Origin of the sequence: Limosilactobacillus sp. (assembly GCF_022651205.1) — a bacterium.
In the GTDB taxonomy this organism is placed as follows: Bacteria; Bacillota; Bacilli; order Lactobacillales; family Lactobacillaceae; genus Limosilactobacillus.
On record NZ_JALCQI010000001.1, the window covers coordinates 71,292 to 93,185 of the forward strand.

The 21,894-nt window shown below is 42.0% G+C and carries 17 protein-coding genes and 1 riboswitch; of the genes, 7 read left to right on the forward strand and 10 right to left on the reverse strand.

Features of this window, described 5'->3' with window-relative positions; all coding sequences use genetic code 11:
- Positions 1-42: 42 nt before the first annotated feature.
- Complete coding sequence (locus tag LKJ51_RS00345; protein ID WP_291978556.1) at positions 43-315, reverse strand: hypothetical protein; 273 nt, start codon at positions 313-315, stop codon at positions 43-45.
- 158 nt (positions 316-473) lie between these two features.
- On the opposite strand from LKJ51_RS00345, the gene LKJ51_RS00350 reads away from it, so the two are divergent.
- The 3 genes from LKJ51_RS00350 (at position 474) to LKJ51_RS00360 (ending at position 4,246) form a co-directional block, all read left to right on the forward strand.
- Positions 474-1,127 (forward strand): histidine phosphatase family protein, encoded by a 654-nt coding sequence (locus LKJ51_RS00350; RefSeq protein ID WP_291978557.1) that lies wholly within the window; start codon positions 474-476, stop codon positions 1,125-1,127.
- Between the two features lie 559 nt (positions 1,128-1,686).
- Positions 1,687-3,108, forward strand: a complete 1,422-nt coding sequence (locus LKJ51_RS00355; RefSeq protein WP_291978558.1) for a basic amino acid/polyamine antiporter — start codon at positions 1,687-1,689, stop codon at positions 3,106-3,108.
- A 13-nt stretch (positions 3,109-3,121) separates the two neighbouring features.
- Positions 3,122-4,246, forward strand: a complete 1,125-nt coding sequence (locus tag LKJ51_RS00360; protein WP_291978559.1) for an aminotransferase — start codon at positions 3,122-3,124, stop codon at positions 4,244-4,246.
- 93 nt (positions 4,247-4,339) lie between these two features.
- Here the strand turns inward: LKJ51_RS00360 and LKJ51_RS00365 are convergent, their stop codons facing one another.
- Positions 4,340-5,176, reverse strand: coding sequence for a DNA-binding domain-containing protein (locus LKJ51_RS00365; protein ID WP_291978560.1), 837 nt, complete (start codon positions 5,174-5,176; stop codon positions 4,340-4,342).
- Positions 5,177-5,180: 4 nt separating this feature from the next.
- Complete coding sequence (locus tag LKJ51_RS00370) at positions 5,181-6,473, reverse strand: sensor histidine kinase (RefSeq protein ID WP_291978561.1); 1,293 nt, start codon at positions 6,471-6,473, stop codon at positions 5,181-5,183.
- Positions 6,474-6,673: 200 nt separating this feature from the next.
- Between LKJ51_RS00370 and LKJ51_RS00375 the strand changes: the two genes are divergently transcribed.
- Positions 6,674-8,218 (forward strand): YfcC family protein, encoded by a 1,545-nt coding sequence (locus tag LKJ51_RS00375; protein WP_291978562.1) that lies wholly within the window; start codon positions 6,674-6,676, stop codon positions 8,216-8,218.
- Between the two features lie 101 nt (positions 8,219-8,319).
- Here LKJ51_RS00375 and nhaC read toward each other — a convergent pair whose 3' ends face one another.
- Both nhaC and LKJ51_RS00385 read right to left on the reverse strand, forming a co-directional pair.
- A complete protein-coding gene (gene nhaC / locus LKJ51_RS00380; protein WP_291978563.1) occupies positions 8,320-9,690 on the reverse strand; it encodes a Na+/H+ antiporter NhaC in 1,371 nt (456 codons plus the stop codon).
- A gap of 398 nt (positions 9,691-10,088) precedes the next feature.
- On the reverse strand, positions 10,089-11,405 hold the full coding sequence (locus LKJ51_RS00385; protein ID WP_291978627.1) for a nucleobase:cation symporter-2 family protein: 1,317 nt from the start codon (positions 11,403-11,405) through the stop codon (positions 10,089-10,091).
- A 65-nt stretch (positions 11,406-11,470) separates the two neighbouring features.
- A riboswitch (purine riboswitch) is annotated at positions 11,471-11,569 on the reverse strand.
- Positions 11,570-11,648: 79 nt separating this feature from the next.
- Here LKJ51_RS00385 and LKJ51_RS00390 point away from each other — a divergent pair.
- Positions 11,649-13,079 (forward strand): C69 family dipeptidase, encoded by a 1,431-nt coding sequence (locus tag LKJ51_RS00390; RefSeq protein ID WP_291978564.1) that lies wholly within the window; start codon positions 11,649-11,651, stop codon positions 13,077-13,079.
- Positions 13,080-13,454: 375 nt separating this feature from the next.
- On the opposite strand, the gene LKJ51_RS00395 is transcribed toward LKJ51_RS00390, so the two are convergent.
- From LKJ51_RS00395 to LKJ51_RS00415, 5 genes are all read right to left on the reverse strand, one after another.
- Positions 13,455-14,615 carry an aminotransferase class I/II-fold pyridoxal phosphate-dependent enzyme gene (locus tag LKJ51_RS00395; RefSeq protein WP_291978565.1) on the reverse strand — a complete coding sequence of 387 codons (1,161 nt, stop codon included), beginning with the start codon at positions 14,613-14,615 and terminating at the stop codon, positions 13,455-13,457.
- Positions 14,616-14,773: 158 nt separating this feature from the next.
- Complete coding sequence (locus tag LKJ51_RS00400; RefSeq protein ID WP_291978567.1) at positions 14,774-16,195, reverse strand: basic amino acid/polyamine antiporter; 1,422 nt, start codon at positions 16,193-16,195, stop codon at positions 14,774-14,776.
- 25 nt (positions 16,196-16,220) lie between these two features.
- On the reverse strand, positions 16,221-17,345 hold the full coding sequence (locus tag LKJ51_RS00405) for an aminotransferase (protein WP_291978568.1): 1,125 nt from the start codon (positions 17,343-17,345) through the stop codon (positions 16,221-16,223).
- Positions 17,346-17,365: 20 nt separating this feature from the next.
- Positions 17,366-18,421: an ornithine cyclodeaminase family protein gene (locus tag LKJ51_RS00410; RefSeq protein ID WP_291978569.1), complete on the reverse strand. Its 1,056-nt coding sequence runs from the start codon at positions 18,419-18,421 to the stop codon at positions 17,366-17,368.
- A gap of 513 nt (positions 18,422-18,934) precedes the next feature.
- Positions 18,935-19,852: a magnesium transporter CorA family protein gene (locus LKJ51_RS00415; RefSeq protein ID WP_291978571.1), complete on the reverse strand. Its 918-nt coding sequence runs from the start codon at positions 19,850-19,852 to the stop codon at positions 18,935-18,937.
- A 145-nt stretch (positions 19,853-19,997) separates the two neighbouring features.
- Between LKJ51_RS00415 and LKJ51_RS00420 the strand changes: the two genes are divergently transcribed.
- The gene (locus LKJ51_RS00420) at positions 19,998-20,975 is read left to right on the forward strand and encodes a choloylglycine hydrolase family protein (RefSeq protein ID WP_291978573.1); all 978 of its coding nucleotides are present in this window, start codon (positions 19,998-20,000) and stop codon (positions 20,973-20,975) included.
- Complete coding sequence (locus LKJ51_RS00425) at positions 20,975-21,877, forward strand: RluA family pseudouridine synthase (protein WP_291978574.1); 903 nt, start codon at positions 20,975-20,977, stop codon at positions 21,875-21,877. Before LKJ51_RS00420 ends, LKJ51_RS00425 begins: the two co-directional genes overlap by 1 nt.
- The last annotated feature ends 17 nt before the right edge of the window (positions 21,878-21,894 follow it).

Genomic DNA, 21,894 nt, shown 5'->3' on the forward strand with positions numbered 1-21,894 from the left:
TAGTTGAGAAACAGTCATATAAGGCTAGATTGTTGCCAAAATTTAATGATTTGCTTTAACTGGAACTGGGGTTGGACCAGCTAACCAGTCATAGTTAAAGATTTTATGAAGCTTCTTGTTAACCGGAATCCAAATCCCGGCCCGGAGAATATCCTTTAATGAAGCAAGCCTAGTTCGGTCACGACGGTATTCCTTAGTTAACGGAACCGTCAATAGGTGGCCTTCTTCTGTAACCATAGTGACTTTCTTGCCACTGATGGCGATGATTTTAGCCGCGACAATATTTGGTTGAGAGTCAGTTTCCTTTAATTTCATTAATAATCCCTTCCTTCAACTTGCTTTAAAGGATAGCGTGAAATTATGAAGAAGATGTGAAAATCAACGTAAGCAAGATCAAAGAATTAGTCATTCTTCTAAATCAATAATGAGAGCGCTATAATTAAGAAGGAAAACTGAAGAATGGAGGGTAAAATATGACAAAATTAAATATTTACCTAGTACGGCATGGTCAAACATACTACAACATTTACAATAAGCTTCAAGGTTGGAGCAACTCGCCATTAACCGAAAAAGGTAAGCAAAATGCTAAGGATGCCGGAGAACGGTTAAAAGATATCCATTTTGACGCGGCATTTTGTAGTGACACGACGCGGGCAATGGAAACGATCCAGACGATTCTTGATATGAACCAGTCCGATTCCGTTGATAAACCAGTAGTTGCACCATACTTCCGGGAAGAATTTTACGGCTCCTACGAAGGAACAAACATGGATCTTGCCTGGTATAATGCCGGGGCACCTCATGGTTACAAAAACTTTAAGGAAATCGTTTTGGCAACCTCAATCGGTCAGGCCAAAGACTGGTTAAAAGATGCCGATCCGTTCCATGATGCAGAAAATAATCAAGAATATTGGCAACGGATGGATAAGGGAATTCAATTAATCCGTGATGCCGATTTACCTGATGGTGCTAATGTCCTATGGGTAAGTCACGGTAACACCCTGTTAAGCCTTGTCGAACGTTTTGGTGGCGGTAAATACGACGTCACCGTCCGTCCTAAAAACGGCAGTCTCACCACCGCCACCCTCACCGACCATGATTTGAGGATAGAGGAATATGATAAGTAGAGTGCGAAGCCGTTAAAACCTTCCGGTGGCTAACGATTTCTCCACCGAACGGCGTTTTGCCGTCGGAGGTGGAGGTCGTTAGCTCGAGGAAGGTTAGGCTGAGCACGTTTACGCTATGTTGCATTAGAAGGAAACTCGGGCGAAGCGCAGTAGCTGAGTGGCTTTTGTCATCAACAAGTTGATAACAAAAAACCTACTCATCCTTGCGTGGGTTCACAGACGAAATTGATAGATCAATTTCTGGTTCACTCCAACGTTTATGCTCTGTTACCTAGGAGTTTGTTAGCTTTAGCAAGTCCCTGGCGAGCAGATCTTTACTATATAACAGTAGGACCTTAGCCCGCGGAAGGCTTAGTTAATTTGCAGTAGACCATCTTCAAACAACTCCAGCATTCAACGATTCTTGAATACCGGAGCTTTGTTTTAACTTGGTAAGATTAAAATTACCGTTTGAAACCACAACTTACTCCTGCTATAATTTGCTTAATTAATAAATATTCATTTTTGTGAATAATAAAATTTAGCACTTGTTTATGGATAAAGATCGGAGTTAATGCCTATGGAAAATAAAAAAGGAATTAATACAACCGAACTGACGCTATTAATCGTTGGTTCTACAATCGGTTCTGGAGTTTTTGGAATTACAAGTGATTTGGCAACGGCTGCGGCACCTGGCCCAGCGATTCTCGCGTGGATTATTGTTGGAATTGGTGTCTTAACCTTAGTCCTATCATTAAATAATCTCTCCCAAAAGCGACCAGAACTTGATTCGGGTATTTTTAGTTACGCTGGAGCTGCTTTTGGGCCGCTTGGCGAATTCATTTCTGGGTGGGCGTATTGGCTGTCTGCCTGGTTAGGAAACATTGCGTTCGCTACCATTACAATGAGTGCTTTAGGAACCTTTTTCCCACAAGTATTTAAGAACGGGCAGAACTTAATTTCAATTATTGTTGCAATTATTTTGACATGGATTCTGACATTCTTAGTTAACCGGGGGATTGAATCGGCAGCCTTTATCAATTCGATTGGGACTGTCTGCAAGATTATTCCATTAGTTGTTTTCGTTATTTGTGTTGTTTTAGCTTTTAAAGCACGAATGTTTACCGCAGATTTTTGGGGAAACGTTGCTCAGAATGCTCATGGCCTAAAGCAAACGTCGCTATTTACTCAGGTTCGTTCATCAATTATTGTCATGATGTGGCTCTTTGTCGGGGTTGAAGGGGCATCGGTTCTTTCAAGTCGGGCACGGACGCGGACGGATGCTGAAAAAGCGTCAATCCTTGGCCTTGCTAGTCTGCTAACTATTTATATTATTGTTTCGATTTTGCCTTATGGTGTTATGTCTCGAGCACAATTAGCTGCTGGTGGGCAGCCAGCCCTTGGTGCAATCATGCAACACCTGGTTGGCAATTGGGGCGCTGCGCTGATTAGTATTGGCTTAATTATTTCAGTGCTAGTTTCATGGTTATCATGGACAATGCTCCCAGCCGAATCGTTAATGTTAATGGCTGAGGACCAGACATTACCGACATCATGGGGAAAACTGAATAGTAAGAAAGCACCAACCCGGGCATTAGTAATTACTGGGATCCTTCAGTCAATTTTCCTTTTCTCATTATTATTCACAGATTATGCGTATAATTTTGCATATACCTTATGTACAGCCGCAATTCTGATTTGTTACTTCTTGGTTGGGGTTTATCAAATGGAATATAGCGGTCAAAACAAGGAATGGGGTCAGTTCATTATCGGGTTAGTCGCAACCCTCTTTGAATTAATGGCAATGATCCTTTCAGGTTGGAAGCAGGTCATGGTAGTTTCGGTTGGTTTCATTCCGGGGTTCATTTTTTACCTGCAAGCATGTAAAGAATTCAAGCATGTTGTTACCACAAGAGAAAAGGTTGTAATGGCTATAATTGTTATTTTTGCGGTAGTTTCACTAGTTCTAATCGGTAACGGTACCATTTCGATTAATAATTAGGAGGTTATTACTTATGGTTGAAATTGCTCCATTCGGCGTTGAAGCGTGGTTAAACAAGTGGGAAAAGAGTGCCACTTATGATATCTCACAAAGTACGATCGCTTCACTGACGATGCATGAAGTTTTGAATCTTGACGGCAATAATGGTCAAGAATTCTATGAAATGTTAGACAAACAAAAGATGAATTATGGCTGGATTGAAGGATCGCCGGAATTTAAGCAGGAAGTTGCAAAGTTGTACAAGCACGTTGCACCGGAGAATATTTTACAAACCAACGGGGCAACCGGAGCAAATATTTTAGCGCTTTACAGTTTGATTCAACCCGGTGATCATGTGATTGCAGAATACCCATCATATCAACAGCTATACGATATTCCGAAGTCGCTAGGGGCAGAAGTTGATTTTTGGCATATTCATGAAGAAGATAACTGGTATCCCGACATTGAGGAATTGAAGAAGCTAATCCGTCCTGATACCAAGATGATCTGTTTGAATAACGCTAATAACCCAACCGGGACGATCCTGGATGAAGAATTTTTGAAGCAAGTTGTTGAAATTGCTAAGTCAGTTGGTGCATACATCTTAGTAGATGAGGTTTATTTACCTTTAGATGATCCTTCAAAGTTCACTTCGATTATTGATCTTTATGATAAAGGAATTGCGACAAATTCATTATCAAAGACATATTCAGTACCGGGTATTCGAATTGGCTGGACCGCAACTAATAGTGAATTAGCGGATCTCTTCCGGAAATTTCGTGATTACACGATGATTTGTGGTGGTGTCTTTAATGATATGCTTGCAACGTACGTCCTTCGTCACCGTGATCAGGTATTAGCGCGGAACCGCAAATTGGTACTTGGCAATTTGAAGATCTATCAAGATTGGGTTGAACATGAAGATCGTGTTTCTGTGGTAATGCCTCAAGCAGTCTCAACTTCATTCCCGAAGTTAGATATTTCTGGTGATATTCATACCTTCTGTGAAAATCTCCTGAAAAAAGAAGGCGTCCTCCTCGTTCCCGGTGATGCTTTCGATACTCCTAAACACGTCCGTCTTGGCTACTGTGCACCAGAAAAGACCTTACGAGAAGGATTAAAGCGACTTTCTAAATATTTGAAAGAATGTGAGTCGTGACGAGTAGATCTCAGCCATGTTGCCTAGAACTACCAATATCAATACAGTAAAAAAACGATCAAGAGATTAACTATCTTTTGATCGTTTTTTACTCTAATTAACCGAATCAGCATCCGCCAACCCGTCAAGAAAACGCTGAAGGTTAACCCGACCGCCTGACTTTTGCTTATTTTGCTGATAAAGCATTTCACCGTGAACGTTCTCGTAACCAAAAAGAGAATTAGCAAGATCAGAGAGTTGTTCGTCATACGGATTATCAATGAGACGATTAGCGGTGTTTGCTAGGCCAACTTTAATTGCCCGTCTGATCCGTTGCTCTACCACTTTCTTCTGGTGTTCGGTGAGCCCTAATAGCTCGTTGAGGTTCAAGTTCCGGTAATTAGTCCCGTGACTTCTCATTAGAGGAATAATCTGCAGGATATCAGTTGCTCCCTTTTCTGAAGCCATCCCCAAATACTTCAGTGTTGCACTTGCCTGATCTGCTGGTGATGTTTGTTGCGGAGAGGTGGCTTGGTGGTTAAAATTGTTAATCATTTGTGAAATTGAAGATAGTTGGGAAGCCATCTGCATGTTTTGCTCAACTTTCTCCAAAACGGCTTTAACCTCGATTAAGTTGATTGGCTTATTGATGAAAAATTCGATTCCTGCTTGGTAAGCCTTGGCACGCATCTCACTATCCTGAACTTTGGAAATCATTACAAAACGAGTATTTGGCTTAATCTTTTTAACCTGCTTAACAAGCTCGATTCCAGAAAGCTCGGGCATCAAAAGGTCAACTAAAACGATGTCGACATCGCGGACTAATAGTTCCTTTAGCGCAGCCGGAGAATGATCGTTCATCCCAACCACTTCATCATTAAAATTCTGTTCAATGATGTTTTGTAAAACATAGAGAATCGACTGGTCATCGTCAATAATATAATATTTCATCGTATTATTCTCCTTCCATAGTTAACTTTTGTCGATTGAGATTAACGAAAAAGGTTGTACCGACACCGACTGTTGAATCAACCGAAATCTGACCACCAAATTGTTCATGAACGATTGTTTGGACGTTTGAAAGACCAATCCCACGGTAAATATCGCCAGACGCATCAAACTTAGTGGAAAAGCCAGACTTAAAGATCAATGGTAAGAGGTTCTTGGGGATCCCGTTGCCATTATCCGTTACGGAAAGATAAACCCGTTTTTGGTCTTCCCGAACCTTGATTAAAAGCTCACCATTCCGTCGATTGCCAATTGCATCGATCCCATTAATGATTAGATTAGAAAGAATGGTCACCAAGTAATAATGCTGCGGAACCTTAATATCCACGTGGTTCTGGATTACTAGGTTAATGTGAGCCCCTTTCTCGCGGATGATCATTTGTGAATAGCTAGTGACGATCTTTAAAATATCCTTCATTGGCATTGGCTCGTTGTTGCGGTCATCAAAATAATCGCCGAGTCCCTTAATAACGTTTTGGTATGAATGCTTAATTTCATGAACATTCTGGGCGATTTGGTAGGCCATCTTTTGTTCTTCTGGTCGGTGCTCAGCCGCTAATCGTTCATTGAGTTGGTAAGCATTTTTTGTTACTTGTTCAATCTCACCAATCGTTTTTCGCATAAAGTAAACTTCACTTTTAACCGCCGAAGCGACCCAGATAAAGTGGTAATATTGTCGTTCATGACTTTCACTTTTGACTGTTAATAGTTGGAAATAGTGAAGGATGAAGGAGAGAATAAAAGCAATTGTCGCTCGGGCCAGAGCGAGAAGAAAGAGAACCTGCAAGAGTTGTTGTGAGAACAGGTGAAAGTGATTTAAAAAGGCAATTTCGGCAAGGTTTGATAAATAATCACAAATAATAATCGTAAAGTAAAAGGCAACGTTATTCTGAAAAGTTCGCAACCAATAAAGTAAGTAGTAAATTAACGAATAACAAACAAAGAAAATAATATCAGCAATGGTATAGGTTAAAATGTTTTCCGCAGTTGCTCCTTGGGTTACCAATAATGTAAAACCGCGGAAAACCGGTGAAGCAATCGCAATTGCTAAACCAATTTGGAGTGGGTTGAGGTCTTGGTTAAAGTAAAGAAAGAGGGGAAGGATGAATGCTGAAAGAGCAATGATATTTCCCGGGACAAATGCACTGACCTCAATTTGTGATGAGAGAGCAACGATAATGGCGGCAATGATGATTCGCTGATATTTACGGTAGCGGAGGAGGTTGAGATTCCTTAACATGTGAACTCCTTAATTTAGCACTGATGAAATATGATTATTTTTGAATATTTACGTAAGCGCTTACTAGAATAACGTGTGTAATCGGTTAATTAATAAATTAGAATTAGCCTAATTAGTTATTATTATACACTTATCAATCGGCAACCATATACGAGGATCACCGGTTGATAGAGCAATTATTTTTAGTGAGGAGTAAGGTTATGGACGCTTCAGTTAAGCCAAAGAAGAAGTGGAGATTAAAAATGCCTGGTGCATTTACCATCCTGTTCTTCTTAACAGTTATTTCAGTATTCTTAACGTGGTTTGTTCCTGCGGGGAGCTATTCCAAGCTTTCTTACAGTCACGATCATCTTCAGGTTACCGCACCAAGTGGTAAGAAGACGGTTTATCCAGCTACTCAAGCAACATTGAAGAAGCTAAACGTTAAGATCGATGTTGAACAGTTTAAGTCTGGTGCAATTAGCAAGCCGGTTTCGGTTCCTGGTACCTATAAACGACTTAAGCAACACCCAATGAGCTTGTACTCAATCTTTACAAGTATGGTAAATGGGACCATGCAAGCCGTTGATATTATGATCTTTATCTTTGTCCTTGGGGGACTGATTGGGGTCGTTAAGGCTAGTGGAGCCTTTGAATCAGGACTGGAAGCATTGACGAAGAAGTCAAAGGGAAAGGAATTTATCCTTGTCTTTATGGTTGCGGTCTTACTTGCCTTTGGGGGAACGCTCTGTGGAATTGAAGAAGAAGCGGTGGCGTTCTACCCAATCTTGGCACCAGTCTTTATTGCGATGGGTTACGATTCGATTGTCGTTGTCGGGGCGATCTTCCTTGCTTCGTCAATTGGGACAACCTTCTCAATCATTAACCCGTTCCAGGTTGTTATTGCTTCGAATGCAGCCGGAACACAGTTTACTCAAGGGATGATGGGCCGGATTGTCGGGTTCACCGTTGCCGTAATTTGCCTGCTCTTTTACCTTCACTGGTACGCCCGGAAGGTTCAAAAGGATCCATCGTTCTCATACACCTATGACGATAAGGAAAAGTTCGATGCAATGTGGTCAATGGATTCTGCTGAAGAGAAGGATCTAACCTTTACCATCAAGAAGCGGATTATCTTAATTCTCTTTGCGGCTTCATTCATTATTATGATTTGGGGTGTGATGGCTAAGGGATGGGCCTTCCCAGAAATGGCATCATCATTCTTACTGATCGCTGTTATTATCATGTTCTTGACCTGTTTTGGTCCTAAAGACGGTCTTGGTGAATACCAAACAACCGAAGCCTTCTCTCGTGGTTCAGCTAGCTTAGTTGGTGTATCACTGATCATTGGTTTAGCTCGGGGAATCAATAACATCTTGAATGATGGTTATATTTCTGACACAATTCTTTACCAATCATCAGAATTAGTTCGTCACATGTCAGGTTCCGTCTTCATCATTATGATGATGTTAATCTTCTTCGTTCTTGGTTTCATTGTGCCATCATCATCTGGTTTGGCAGTTCTTGCTATGCCAATCATGGCACCATTGGCCGACACCGTTCACATTCCGCGGTACATCGTTGTTACTGCTTACCAGTTCGGTCAATACGCAATGCTCTTCTTAGCACCAACCGGATTAGTTATGGCAACCCTGCAAATGCTTGATATGAAGTACTCCCACTGGGTACGCTTCGTCTGGCCGGTAGTTGCCTTTGTCCTCATCTTCGGTGGGGGAATCTTGGTTACAGAAGTGCTGATTTCGTAAGATATGATTTGGCAATGTTACGCTATAGTTGAATACTAAAAAATGCTATTCAGAGTTTTCCGAATAGCATTTTTTTGTTGAATAATCTTTAATTTTCCTGCTTAATTCTTACTCATTCGCTTCAAACCAATTCCCGTAAATCCACTGATAACGGAGAATACAGGTGAGAAAAGACTAAAGAAGGCGAATGGTAGGAAGTGGAGAACGGGAACACCAAGGGTTGAACCGGCAAACATTCCGGCAACGCCCCATGGGATCAGGTAGTTAATAACACTACCACCATCTTCAAGGACCCGACTAAGGGCTAATGGATCAAGCTTCATGTCCTTGAAGGCTAGTTTGAAGGCCCGTCCAGGAAGAATGACTGAAAGGTATTGTTCACCGACGAAGAGGTTAACCCCGATCCCTGAAAGGATTGTTGTCAGAATTAAACTACCAGGAGTCTTCAGGTGTTTAATCAGGGGGTTCATGGCTGATTGAATAACATGGAATTGCATCAGAATTCCCCCAAGTGAAAGGGTCACGATGATTAGGGAAACAGTTCCCATCATGTTGGTAATCCCACCACGAGAAAGCAGTGCGTTAACTGATGCATCATTTGTGTGAGCAACGAACCCTTCACTGAGCAAGTTAGTTAATGACTTGAGTGAGGTGTGAGGGCTTTGAATAAAAATCATGACAATCGTCACGATGATGTTAATAAAGAGGGTTGGAATCGCTGGAATATGACGCCAAGCGCAAACGAAGAGGAGGGCGATTGGTAACAGTGCCCACCAACTAATAGCAAAGTTATTGGTAAGCGTTTGGGTCGTGTGCATAATTTTACTGGAGTCCATCCCGCTACCGCTTTGGCCGATAATCCAGAAAAGGATAAACGAAACAATAAACGATGGAATCGTCGACCACATCATGTTTTTGATATGAGCGAAGAGGTCACTACCGGCAATTGCTGAGGCAAGGTTGGTGGAATCGGATAGTGGTGACATTTTATCACCAAAGACTGCCCCTGAAATGATGGCCCCGGCGACTAATGCAGGGTTGATTCCCATAGCATGGCCGACTGCGAAGAGGGCTAAACCGATTGTTGAGATGGTCGTAAAACCACTTCCAATGGAAATCCCAACTAGTGAGCAAACAACGAAGGTCGACGGTACAAACCATTTAGCGCTGATGATCTTAAAACCAACAATCATAATTGATGGAATGATTCCGGCCTTAATCCAAACGGCAATTAGTGAACCGATCAGGATGAAGATAAAAATTGGAATAATTGCTGTACCAATTCCATCCTGAATCCCCTTATGTAATTCATCCCAAGTGGCACCGCGTAACTTAGCCCAAAGCATAATTAGAGCAATAACGAACAGTACCGGAATCTGTGGGGATAACCCAAACTTAATAACAGCTGTCCCTAAGATAATTAACATGATTAGTAAGATACTAATCGCTTCACCGAACTTAATTGACTTCATAATTCAAATCTCCCTTATTAAATAATTGATTGGTTAGTGTTTGAATTGAAGTTGATAACGAATAATGCCACCACAATTTTTCATGATTTTTCCTCCTTGATTGTCTTGCGGAACAAAAAATCCCGCTGATGAAATAATTCATCAACGGGACGATTTATTAACCGCGGTACCACCCACATACGTACTGATATAGTACGCTCTCGTATCAGGTGGTAACGGCACTGACTATGGCCGAGCAATCTTAAACTCGTGATAATTCATTTACTCCGCCTGACCGGTTCGCACATCCCCACCGGCTCTCTGACACCGAACGAAGCAACTACTGAAACGATAATTGTTGAAATTATTCTAGCGTGACTAAATTAAATTGTCAAGAAGATTATTAAAATTTAATGAGATTAATTTTTGGCTGGCTTTTCCTTGCCGTAACCGTTGAAGAGAAGGTTAAGAACGACAGCGGCAACACTACCAACAACCACACCGTTTCCCATCATAATCTGAAATTCGGTTGGTAGAAATTGGAAAATGTGTGGGTACATTGTTACCCCAAGACCAAGACCGACAGAGACTGAAGCTACAAGGATATTACCATTATCAGTGAAGTCAACCTTATGCAGGATTTGAATCCCCTGGACACCAACAATCCCGAACATTACGATCATGGCACCACCAAGGACTGGGTCGGGAATTACAGTTGCCAGAGCACCTGCTTTAGGAAGGAGGCCTAATAAAAGGAGCATGAATGCAGCGTAGTAAACTGGTCGTCGAGTTTTAACACCAGACATCCGGATAACACCAACATTTTCAGAGAAAGTTGAGTAAGGGAAGGTGTTAAACAAGCCACCCAAAATAGCAGCAATCCCTTCAGCCCGGTATCCCCGCTTAATGTCATCACTGCTAAGCTTTTGTCCAGTAACCTCGCCTAGAGCGAAGAAGACTCCAGTTGATTCGATCATTGTTGTTAAGGAGACCAGAATCATTGTAATCATGGCACTACCGTTAAAATGGGGAACACCGAAGAAAAATAGTTGTGGAGTATGGAACCAGGCCGCCTCAGAGACCGGCTTTAAGGATACCATCCCCATCGCCCCAGCAACGAATGAGCCAATTAAGATCCCAAGAAGGATTGCAATTGATTTAAGGAACCCCTTTGCCCATGCATTGAGAAGCAGAATTATAACAATGGTGACAAAGCCAATGAAGAGGTTCTTTGGGTCACCAAATGAATGAGCAGTTGGCGTACCACCCCCAAGGTCCTGAAAACCAACAGGAACTAAGGTGAAACCGATGATAGTGATTAGTGAACCAGTCACGACTGGTGGAAAGAGTTTTTTTAATCGGGAAAAAACGCCAGCAATCAAAAAAACGAAGATCCCGGCAGCAATGATCGCGCCGTACATGTAGGTAATTCCTAACTTGCTTCCGATTGATTCCAGTGGGGTGACCGATTGAACCGCGCAGCCAAGAACAACGGGAAGACCAATTCCTGTTAGTGGGGTTCGCTTTAATTGAAGCAAAGTAGCGATCCCACACATAAAAATATCGATTGATACCAAGTAGGTCATTTGGATCGCCGAAAAGTGCAAGTAACTACCAATCAGTAACGGGACGAGGACATCTCCTGAATACATTGCCAATAGGTGTTGAAAACCCAATACAAAGTCCTTCGGTGAGAAAAAGTTCCTTTTCTGTCGGTTAGTTGTTGGTGAACTTATTTCATTCACGATTAATCCCCCTTAAATAAAAAATGAGACTATTGGCGGTTGCCATAGTCTCTACATTCATTAGTACGATTGCTTATAGTCCAAAGTTTAAGGCTTTGGGTAGAGACTCACCGACCATATTACGGTATTATATAGGCATAGTGTTGTTATCCTACCACGACTTGAAAAAGCTGGCAAGGCAATTAAGCAAAAGTGTTATTATAGTAGTAAACGTAGCTGAAAGGACGGGACAAAATGAACGTCAAAAAGATGAGCAGTTGTACTGCAATGTTAGTTGGTAAGAATGCGTCAATCGATGGCTCAACCATGATTGCCCGGAACGAAGATTATTACGATGGGGTTAACCCAAAGACTTTCCAAGTTTATCCAGCAAAGGATTATACGGGTGAACACTTTAAGTCAACCTACAATGGCTTAGAAGTGGATTTGGATGGCCAAGGTTGCCGTTTCACCGCTACAACTAATGGTGACATTAATAATGGTCGGTGGGATGAACAAGGAATCAACGAATATAACGTTGCCATGAGCGCATCTGAGACCGAAATGACTAATCCACGAGTTCTTGGTCATGACCCATTAGTTGAAAAGGGTGTTGATGAAGACTCAATGGTTTACCTTGTATTGCCATTCATCAAGAGTGCTCGTGAAGGTGTTCAACGACTTGGCCACCTGATCGAAACTTACGGTACTGGTGAAAGTAACGGGATTGCCTTCAGCGATAACAATGAAGTTTGGTACTTTGAAACTGCTGGTGGTCACCAGTGGGTTGCTCAACGGATTCCAGATGATGCTTATGCTATTTGTCCGAATATCATGTGCATTGAAGAAGTTAACTTCGGTGATCCAGACAACTTCATGTTTGCCCCAACCATCCAACAATTTGTTGAGGACAACAACTTGAATCCATACCCTGGTAGCTTTAACTTCCGGCGGATCTTTGGAACGAACGATGAAGCTGATCAATACTACAACACACCACGTTCATGGTATGGTCAAAAGTTATTTACCCCATCAGTTGAACAAGAACCGACAAGCTTAGATATTCCGTTCATTCAACGGGCAGAAAAGAAGATCGCTGTTGAAGATGTTGAATACTTCTTATCATCACATTACAATGGCACACCGTATGATCCAACTGGTTCATACGCTTCTGGTGACGAAAAGGACCAAAAGAAGTTCCGTTCGATTGCTTTAGACCGTAATCAAAGCTCATGCATTATGCAAATCCGGAATAATGTCCCAGCAGAATGCGCGGCCATTCAATGGATCAACTTTGGCTTCTTTGCTTACAGCCCATATGTTCCATTCTTTACTAATATTAATGCAACCCCAGCATCATATGACCATGCTGGTAACAAGGTTGATGACAGTGCATACTGGCTACAAAAGCAGCTTGAGGTAATTGTTGAACCACGTTACCACGAATTCATCAACGAAGTAAATGCCTTCCGTGACGCTTCACAAAGTTACGCAGTTAAGCGGGTTGACATGATTACTGCCATTGCCAAAACTAAGCAAGGGGATGCCGTTACCGACTTCCTTACCAAGCGGAACGAAAAGACCGCTACCCACGCCATGGATGCCACTAAAGATCTTCTCAACAGCCTCATCCACCAAGCCCTCCTCAACTCCAAATTCCAATTTGAGAGAGGGGATAATTATTAAGAGAGTGCGAGCCAGCAGAGGACTTGCGGTTGGCTAACGATGGCTTCTGGCGAAGGCGTGACTTGTCACGTCTAGCCAGAAGTGCGTTAGCTCTAGCAAGTCCCTGGCGAGCAGATCTCGGCTATATTGCAGTAGAAGGAAATTTAGACTGTGTTGCCTAGAGTCGTTATCTTGAGGGAGCTTAGGCTGAACGTATTTTGGCTATGTAGCAGTAGAAGTGCGTTAGCTTTAGTAATACTTTATCACCAAAATATATTAAGACCTCAAATTTCAGATTAGTGAATTTGAGGTCTTTTTACTATAGTCTTTAAATTATACTATGCTTTGAAGTTCGGTATAATAGGATGAATCTTCGTATAATTAGTATTTAATCGCCTAACTTAGCTGCATTTCAAAATGTTGCAGTCGTTTTATGACCTCCTTTAGCACACTCATTTTCTGCGTTGCCGCTACTCGAACAAATCCTTCTCCTGAATTTCCAAAGGCAATTCCAGGAATAACTAAAACTTTTTCACGATTGAGTAGCTGGTTAGCAAATTCAAGCGAGCTTAACCTCGTTTGGCGGATGTCAACAAATGCATAGATGCTACCGCCTATTGGAGATACTTTAAATTTCTTAAGGGCATTAATTTCCTTTTCCAAAAATTGTAGCCGTCTCAAAAGTTCCTTAGTAATTGGTTGAGAAATTTTGTCATGATATTTCAAGGCGTATTCTGCTGCAACCTGAGAGATTGTAGGTGCAGCAAAAGTGATTGCGTCATTGACAGCTTGGGCACCCTTTAGTAGCCAGCTTGGCCCGATCATATATCCAATTCGCCATCCAGTCATTGCAAAACTTTTTGACATTCCGTTTATGGTTACCGTATTTGATGGTGCGTAGGCAGCTAGAGGAGTAAAATGATGGCCTGGCATGATATAGTCTGCATAAATTTCATCACTGATTAGTAGTAGGTTATTGTCCTTAGCTAGCTGGGCAAGTTCTTTCATCTCTTCATCATCCATTACATCACCAGTTGGGTTGTTAGGACTGTTAATAATGATGGCCTTTGTTTTTGTAGTTATCATCTTAGCAATTTGTGATGAATGAACTTTAAAATCGTCATTACCAGAAGTAGGAGCCATTATTGCGTGTGCACCGGCCATTTCTACTTGATCGATGTATGGTGAAAAGCATGGTTCCGGAATAATCACCTCATCTCCAGGCTCCAAAATAGCTTGGAGTAAAATATACATGCCATGTTCTGCACCGGTAGTGATTAAGACCTCGCTTGAATTAAAATTTAAATCGTATTGTTTCTGGTAGTAGTCACAGATTGTATTTCGAAAGCTTTTTAATCCAACTGTATCAGAGTAATGAGTCATTCCTTTATTAGCTTGCTGGAATGCTTCTTTAATAATTTCTTTTGGAGTGGTGAAATCAGGATCACCAATTGATAAGTCAATTATTCCGTTTAGTCGTGCGGCTTTAGCACAGAAAGTTGCAAGAATATTTGGTTGCTGGTTTCGATAATTATGATTGAGAATAGTTTTATCCATTTTAGTACCTTCTTAATTTATTAATAATTGCGTAGACAACAAAAGATCGTAGGGGATACGATCTTTTTACTCACACTTATATTTATGTTTGAGGGTCTTTAATTGCAATTAACACCTTCTTTCCATAGTAGCGATGATTAAGTTAAGCATGTGTAGGGTTAGTTAATGTTTAGTATGCCGTTAAAAATCATCACACAAGAAATAACTGCTAATAAGCAGGTTATGGCAATCGTTAACCTTTCACCGTTTGTCAATTTAAGTTTATGTTGTTTACGACCAATGACATAAAAGATAAAGCCAAATGCATAAGCAATTGTTAAGGCGAGGATCCTTTGCCAACTACTGATAATAGCTATAAGTTCAAATACAACTAATAGCGCTCCTAAGAGGATCCCTTTTGTTTCGTTATGTTGGTATGAATATATAATTTGATAGGCACCAACTAAAATGTAACTAATCAAGATTGCCGCCGCTGCCAGTGTATATGCGAAGTGGTAAGCATAAGTTGTAAATAGTAGAGTAAACAGGAAAATAGATTGTAAACCGGCAGAAATAACCAGTGAATTTGTTGGTGATTCTTTAGCATTTACCTTTCCCCATGATTTTGGCAAGACTCCATCATCCGACATTAAGCGAGTGGTTTCGGCTGGCAACATTGTCCATGATAGCCAACAACCAATCACAGCAATGATGATTCCAATATTAACAAGGACTACACCCCAGTGACCTACTAGACTACCCAACAAGTTAGCTACAACTGGTTGACTGTATGATGCAATTTGGGACCTGCTCATTAGTCCATAGGGCAAGATTGATACTAATGTATAGATAAACAATAATGTTACTGTTCCGAGGATTGTTGCCAATTGTGCATCATGTCTAGTTCTTGCCCGACTTGATAAAACACTAGCTGTTTCAGTACCGGTTAGAACCCAGACCATAACAATAATACTGTTGAAAATCTGCTGAAAAGTTGAAGCATGAAAACCGCTATTGGTTGCTGAAGCATTTCGAATAACGTTTCCCCAGAAATCAGAAGTGAATACGTGAGCTTTAAAGGCTAATACTGCTGCAATAATAAATACGACCAAAGGGATCACTTTGCAAATAGTAATAATCATATTAATAAAACTAGCAGATTCAAAACCACGGTTTACTAACAAGGTTAATAACCATACCAAGATCACGGCTACAATTACTGAAGGAAGATTTTGACCACCTTTAAAGATAGGAAAGAATTCACCTACAGCGCTCATTAGGAACGTTCCAAAAGCCACATTGCCTAACCAGGCAGATAGCCAATATCCCCAGCCGCTAAGAAACTCGCCTAATGGTCCAAATGCTTCACCTGCATAGCTGAAAATTCCGGAACTAAGATCAGAACGTTTTTCTAGTAGGTTATTTAAGGAAAATACCAAAGAAAAAATTCCTATTCCGCAGATAAGCCATGCGATTAATGCTGGACCCGGTGATGCAACATTTGCTAAGTCGCTACAAATGCCATAGACTCCTGGCCCAATGGAGGAGCCAACAATTAGTGCAATTAATTCAGCAAGGCTCAGTCCTGATTTTTCTTTCATTCTGATCGCCTGATTTCCTATTAGCCTAACCGAGTTCCTTCATAAATGCACTTACTTGTTCGAGGCCCTTCTTGAGGTTTTCTGCTTCAAAGGCATAACCAATCCGTAGTGAATGCTCAATATCAAAGCAACTACCAGGAACTAACAATGTGTGGTATTCCTTCATTAACCGGTCACAGAATTCCGCACTTGGAATGTCAAAGTCATAATGTAATAGGGTGGTTGTCCCTGCTTTAGGCTTCAACCACGAAATGTGTGGTTCTTTTTTGACCCATTCTTCTAGAATTGCCAAGTTCTTCCAGATGATTGTCCGGTTACGCTTTAAGATGGCATCTTGATGTTCAAGAGCTAAAGTACCAACCATTTCATCAAGTTGACCACAGCTAATGGTTGCGTAGTCACGGTGAGAAAGGAGATCACGCATCAATTGCTTATCGTGGGTTGCAATCCAGCCAAGCCGAATTCCGGCTAGGGAGAAGACCTTCGAGAAGCTGCTGGTTGAGATCCCCTTGTCATACAAATCAATAACTGATGGTGAATATTCATCAGTTTGGGTTAGGTGCCGGTAAACTTCGTCACAGAGGACATAAGCATCGACGCTTTTGGCAATGTTAATGATTGTCATCAGCCCTTCCTTGCTCATCAAGGAACCAGTTGGGTTATCTGGGTTATTGATCACGATCAACTTGGTCTTTGGTGAAACGAGTGACCGTAATTGATCTGCATCAGGTAGGTAGTTGTTTTCTCGTTTGAGAGGAAGTAATTTAACCGTTGCCCCAATTGCTTCAGGGATTGATTGTAATTGTTGGTAAGTTGGGGTAACCGCAATTACTTCATCACCTGATTCGACAACAGTATTCAAGACCAGATTATTAGCCCCAATCGCACCGTGTTCTGTAACAATTTCGCCTGGTGTTAAGTTTTGGTAGAGACGAGTGATTTGTTCCTTTAACGGTACAGATCCTTCAATTGCACCATATGTCAGGCGGCGGTTAACTAGCTTATCAGCAAATTCCTTTTCATCTACTCCAGCGGTTTCACAAAGTGAGTGAATACTAAAAGATGATACACAGGTTTCACCCAGATTGTACTTAGCTTTAGTTTCATATTCGTTCATCCATTGTTCAACACCAAAATCTTTAATCTTCATTGTTCTTCTTCCCTTCTAAATTAGAGGTCAACTACTACACCAACATTGAATTGCTTAGCACGTTGAAGGGCCAAATTAGCGGCTTCAAGGTCCTGGAGAGCAATCCCGGTACTATCGAAAATCGTGATTTCCTTAGGGTCCTGCCGACCAGCAACTTTCTTGGCGATAACGTTCCCAATTTCCGTAACATCGTCTTTCTTAATAACATTCTCTTTAATTGGGTTCTGAGTTTCCCCAACTTCACTTGCTTGGTCAAGGTCATCAGCGAAGGCCCGAGCATTTTGATAGAGTTGTGTATCTAATTCCTGCTTACCTTCCATGTCTGCCCCGATCGCATTAATATGTGTCCCGGGTTGGATCCACTTGGCTTTAATTAATGGCTTGGTTGAAGGAGTTGCGGTTACAATTACTTGAGAGTTCTTCGTCGCTTCAATAATGTTACTTGCAGCAATAAATTTAATGTGCTTAATTTGCTCTTTAATCTTGGCGGCCAATGTTGGTTGGTTTGTTTGGACATTATCAGCAAAAAGGGTTGTTAATTTTTGCGGAAGTTCTTGAACAAATTTCCCAGCATTTTCGCTACTCATTGGGTCGTAGATAAGGACTTGCTTCAATTCGGGTAGAACACAAATCTGGGCCATAATTTGATATGCAGCCTGTCCTCCAGCACCGACCATTAATAATGTCTCTGTATTGGGATTAGCTAGTGCTTTTGTAGCAACAGCACCAGCGGCTCCGGTTCTAAAACCGGTTAAGGCTGGAGCATTAATGAAGGCTTCAGGCGCTCCTGTTTCACTGCTGTATAGGGTCACAGCCCCATGTAATTCAGGCAGACCTTTCTTGCTGTTATTACCAAACCAGGTTAGTTCCTTATTACCAAAAATTCCCTTTGACTTCAAAAAGCCAGAGCGTATATCGGTATCAGCTGTTTCACTAAATGCGTTGTAGACCATCGGCCAAATTTCACCATCTTTAGTGGCTTTTTCCGCATACGCATCTTTAACTACTTGAATTACTGCCGGTATGTCCAGCAATGTACCGATATCATGTGAATTAAGTATTGTTACTTTTGACATTTAAATCCCTCCTGAATAAAAAAAGAAGGCACTTACTACAAGCCTTAAATGAAATTAATCATTATACTTACGGCTTGTAATAAATGCCTTCAATTTACCTAACCAGTGTCAGGCAAATCTGCTTATTTAATTTACGGTTTTAATATAAAACTAATTGAAAACGCTGTCAAGACTTTTTTGTTAATTTGTGAGCTTGTATTACCAAATAGTTAACTAAAAAATACCATATATTACTACAAAATGTTTGAGTAGAGATACATTATATGGGGTGCTATACAGCAATAACGAGCTTCCTAGCTTCTACTTCAACCAAGCCAAAACGCGTTCGCAGGGAAGGCCCTATAGACAACAACCTCCCTCCCAGATGCTTACAGCATCCAGTCGGGAGTTTACTTAGCGATAACGTGCTTCGTCCGAGCTTCCTAGAATTAGCGACCTCCTTCCGAGGCGCAAGTCGCCTTCGTCAGGAGAAATCGCTAATCAACCGGAAGCTTTTTGGGACGGCGCACTTCCTTACTTCCACCAATTCTTTCTAATCAGGAAGACGGCGCAGAGGATCATTAGGAGGATTGCGATCACGATGGTAATGATCCAGGAGTAGCTTTTGTTGGCTAGTGGTAACGCGACGTTTTCACCGTAGAATCCGGCGACAATGGTTGGAATTGAAAGAAGGATCGAGTAGATGGTTAAAAACTTCATCGTTTGGTTTAGGTCACTGTCTAGGACCTTGCTGTACGCGTTTGAAACACGGGCAGAGACATCCGAGGTCATTTGGGCCATCTCCAGTCCTTGTTGCGCTTCGACGATGACATCATCTAAGTCGTTACTTTGGCGAGTTGACATCAGGGGCTTCATCCGTCGCTTGAATTCTTCGAGCAAGGAGACGTTACCTTTTAATGAGGTGAGCATGTAGACCAAGCCGGTTTCAATTTCCATAAATTCGGTGATGGCTTTACGGCCAGTCCGTGCTTGAAGGGATTGCTGAATCTGTTGCCGCTTTTGGTCAACCCGTCGCAAGGGACCAAAGTAGTCAGTTGATAGTCGATAGAGAACGGCAAGGACAAGGTTGAGCTTTTCAACAACGGCATCGCGATTTTGCAGTCTTTTAAGCTGGTTTGCAATGATCCCGTTAACAAAGTTAGTTTTTGCGTTTGTAAATGTGATCAGGTTATTGTTGGTTAACATGATCCCGATTGGTGCGGTTTGGGGAGAGGTGACTGCGTGAGTTGGTACGTAAACGTCGAAGATTAGCAGGGTAACACCGGCGTCTGGATCAACTTCTACCCGGGCCTTTTCGTAGGGGTCGATGGCGTAGTCAAGGAGCTCTTTGGTGACCTCATATTTTTGAATCAGGTCCTGACGCTCATGGGGAAGTGGTTCAAAAACACTGATCCACCAGCTATGAGCATTAATTCTCTCTGTACTTAACATCCGCTTCATCCCCTTGCTTAAATCACCTATAACCCTATTCAACTATTTTAACAAAGAAAAGTAAAGCAGTCCGAAGACAAAATTCTAACTATTTCCCGGGAAATCATTTAGACTAGTAATAATGAAAATGGGGAGGAAAAACGTTATGTGTACCAGTATCTATCAGGTAACGCTCGACAAAACTCACTTATTGGCCCGGACAATGGATTGGCCCCAGCTGAAGGTATCGCCGTTGTTCGTCCCACGTCAGTTTAAGTGGGCAACGGCATTTGACCACCGAATTTATACTAATAAGTACGCAATGGTCGGTGGTGGTAGCCTTTCAGCAACCCGGATTGATGTTTCAGACGGGGTAAATGAACATGGCTTGATGGCTCAGAAATTAACTTTTGCTAACGGGGCACACTATGTTGATCAGCGAGATCAAAGTAAGACCCAACTAGCAGCGTATGAATTCATCTTTTGGCTATTGGGTAATTTTCGAACAGTTACCGAGATTGAGGACCACCTTGATGAAGTCGAATTGATGAGCGAGAAAAATAGCGATACCAAGTATGGTAATCCGGAGCTTCACTTTGCGGTTGCTGATAAGATGGGGAGAATTGTTGTCATCGAACCTACCCAAAATCCGCTAAGAGTTGTTGAGAATCCGTTAGGGGTTGTCACTAATAGTCCTAATTTTGAAAAGCAGCTCCAGCAGATGGAAAAGTACGTCGACTTTACAACCGAATTTAAGGAGCACCGGGTACCGCTTAATACGCCACGGGTAACAACCGGTCGCCTTTCTGGAAAGACTAATCCACCAGGCTATTATTCGCCAAGTGCCCGCTTCGTCCGTGCGGCTTATTTAAAGGAACGTTCTGATATCCCCCGCGATGAGAAACACGGGGTAATTAGTGAATGGCACCTCTTGGATAGTGTTACGGTACCTCAGAATACGCGTCACCAGGAAACTTATTCGGTCTACCGGGCGGTGACGGTTGCTGAAAGCAGAAGTTATTATTTTCAGCCTTACCACCGTGGTGATATTACAAAGTTACAATTAACTTCAGAAATGCTTGACTGGGATAAGCCGAAAGTTTACCACGTCCCTGACCAATTAACTGTCCGGGAGGTAAAGTAATGGCTGATTATCAATGGCAGCTTCGGGAACAGTTAGTCGCCGATCAGCCAGTGGTGTCGATTCGTGAGTTGTTACAACGTCAGTGGCTCCTTCCGAAAAGGTTCGTTCACTATCTCCGGAGTCGTCGTCAAGTGTTGATCAATGGTGAATATCAGTCAATGAATACCCTTATTCATTCTGGGGATCAAGTGACTCTGCAATTTAGAGGAGATGAATTTCGGCAGTCAGATGCTAATCAGTACTTACCGACAGCAACGCCGCATTTAAATGTCCTATATGAAAACCGCGATCTGGTAGTTGTCAATAAACCGCGGGGACAGAAAAGTCATCCTAACGAAAAGGGGGAAACCGGGACATTAATGAACGATGTTGCTGGTTACTTGCATCACCAAGCATATATGGTTCACCGAATTGATCAGCAAACTAGTGGTGCAGTAATTGTTGCAAAAAATCCAATCGTTGTGCCGATCTTGGACCGTTTGATTAGTCGTGGGCAAATTCACCGTGAATACCTGGCAATCGTTACTGGACGACTGACAGGAAGCGGTGAGTGGAACTGGCCAATTGGGGATGACCCGACAGATCCGTGGCGCCGGATGGTTAATGGAGAAGCAGCTCAGCCAGCGCAAACATTCTACCAGACACTCGCCGCTACTGAGCAAGCTTCATTAGTACGGCTAAAACTTGGGACGGGAAGGACTCACCAACTTCGTGTCCACCTTGCTCATAGTGGCCATCCGATTATTGGTGACCCGATCTATAATCCTGGATCTGGTGAGGGGATGCTCCTTCATGGGCAAAGGCAACGATTGGTTTTACCATTCTCAAATGAGCAACTTGAAATTATTGCACCAGTTCCAACTTATTTTGAGCGGGATCTGGTAAAATATCATTTAGAATAAACAAAAAGGGGGACACT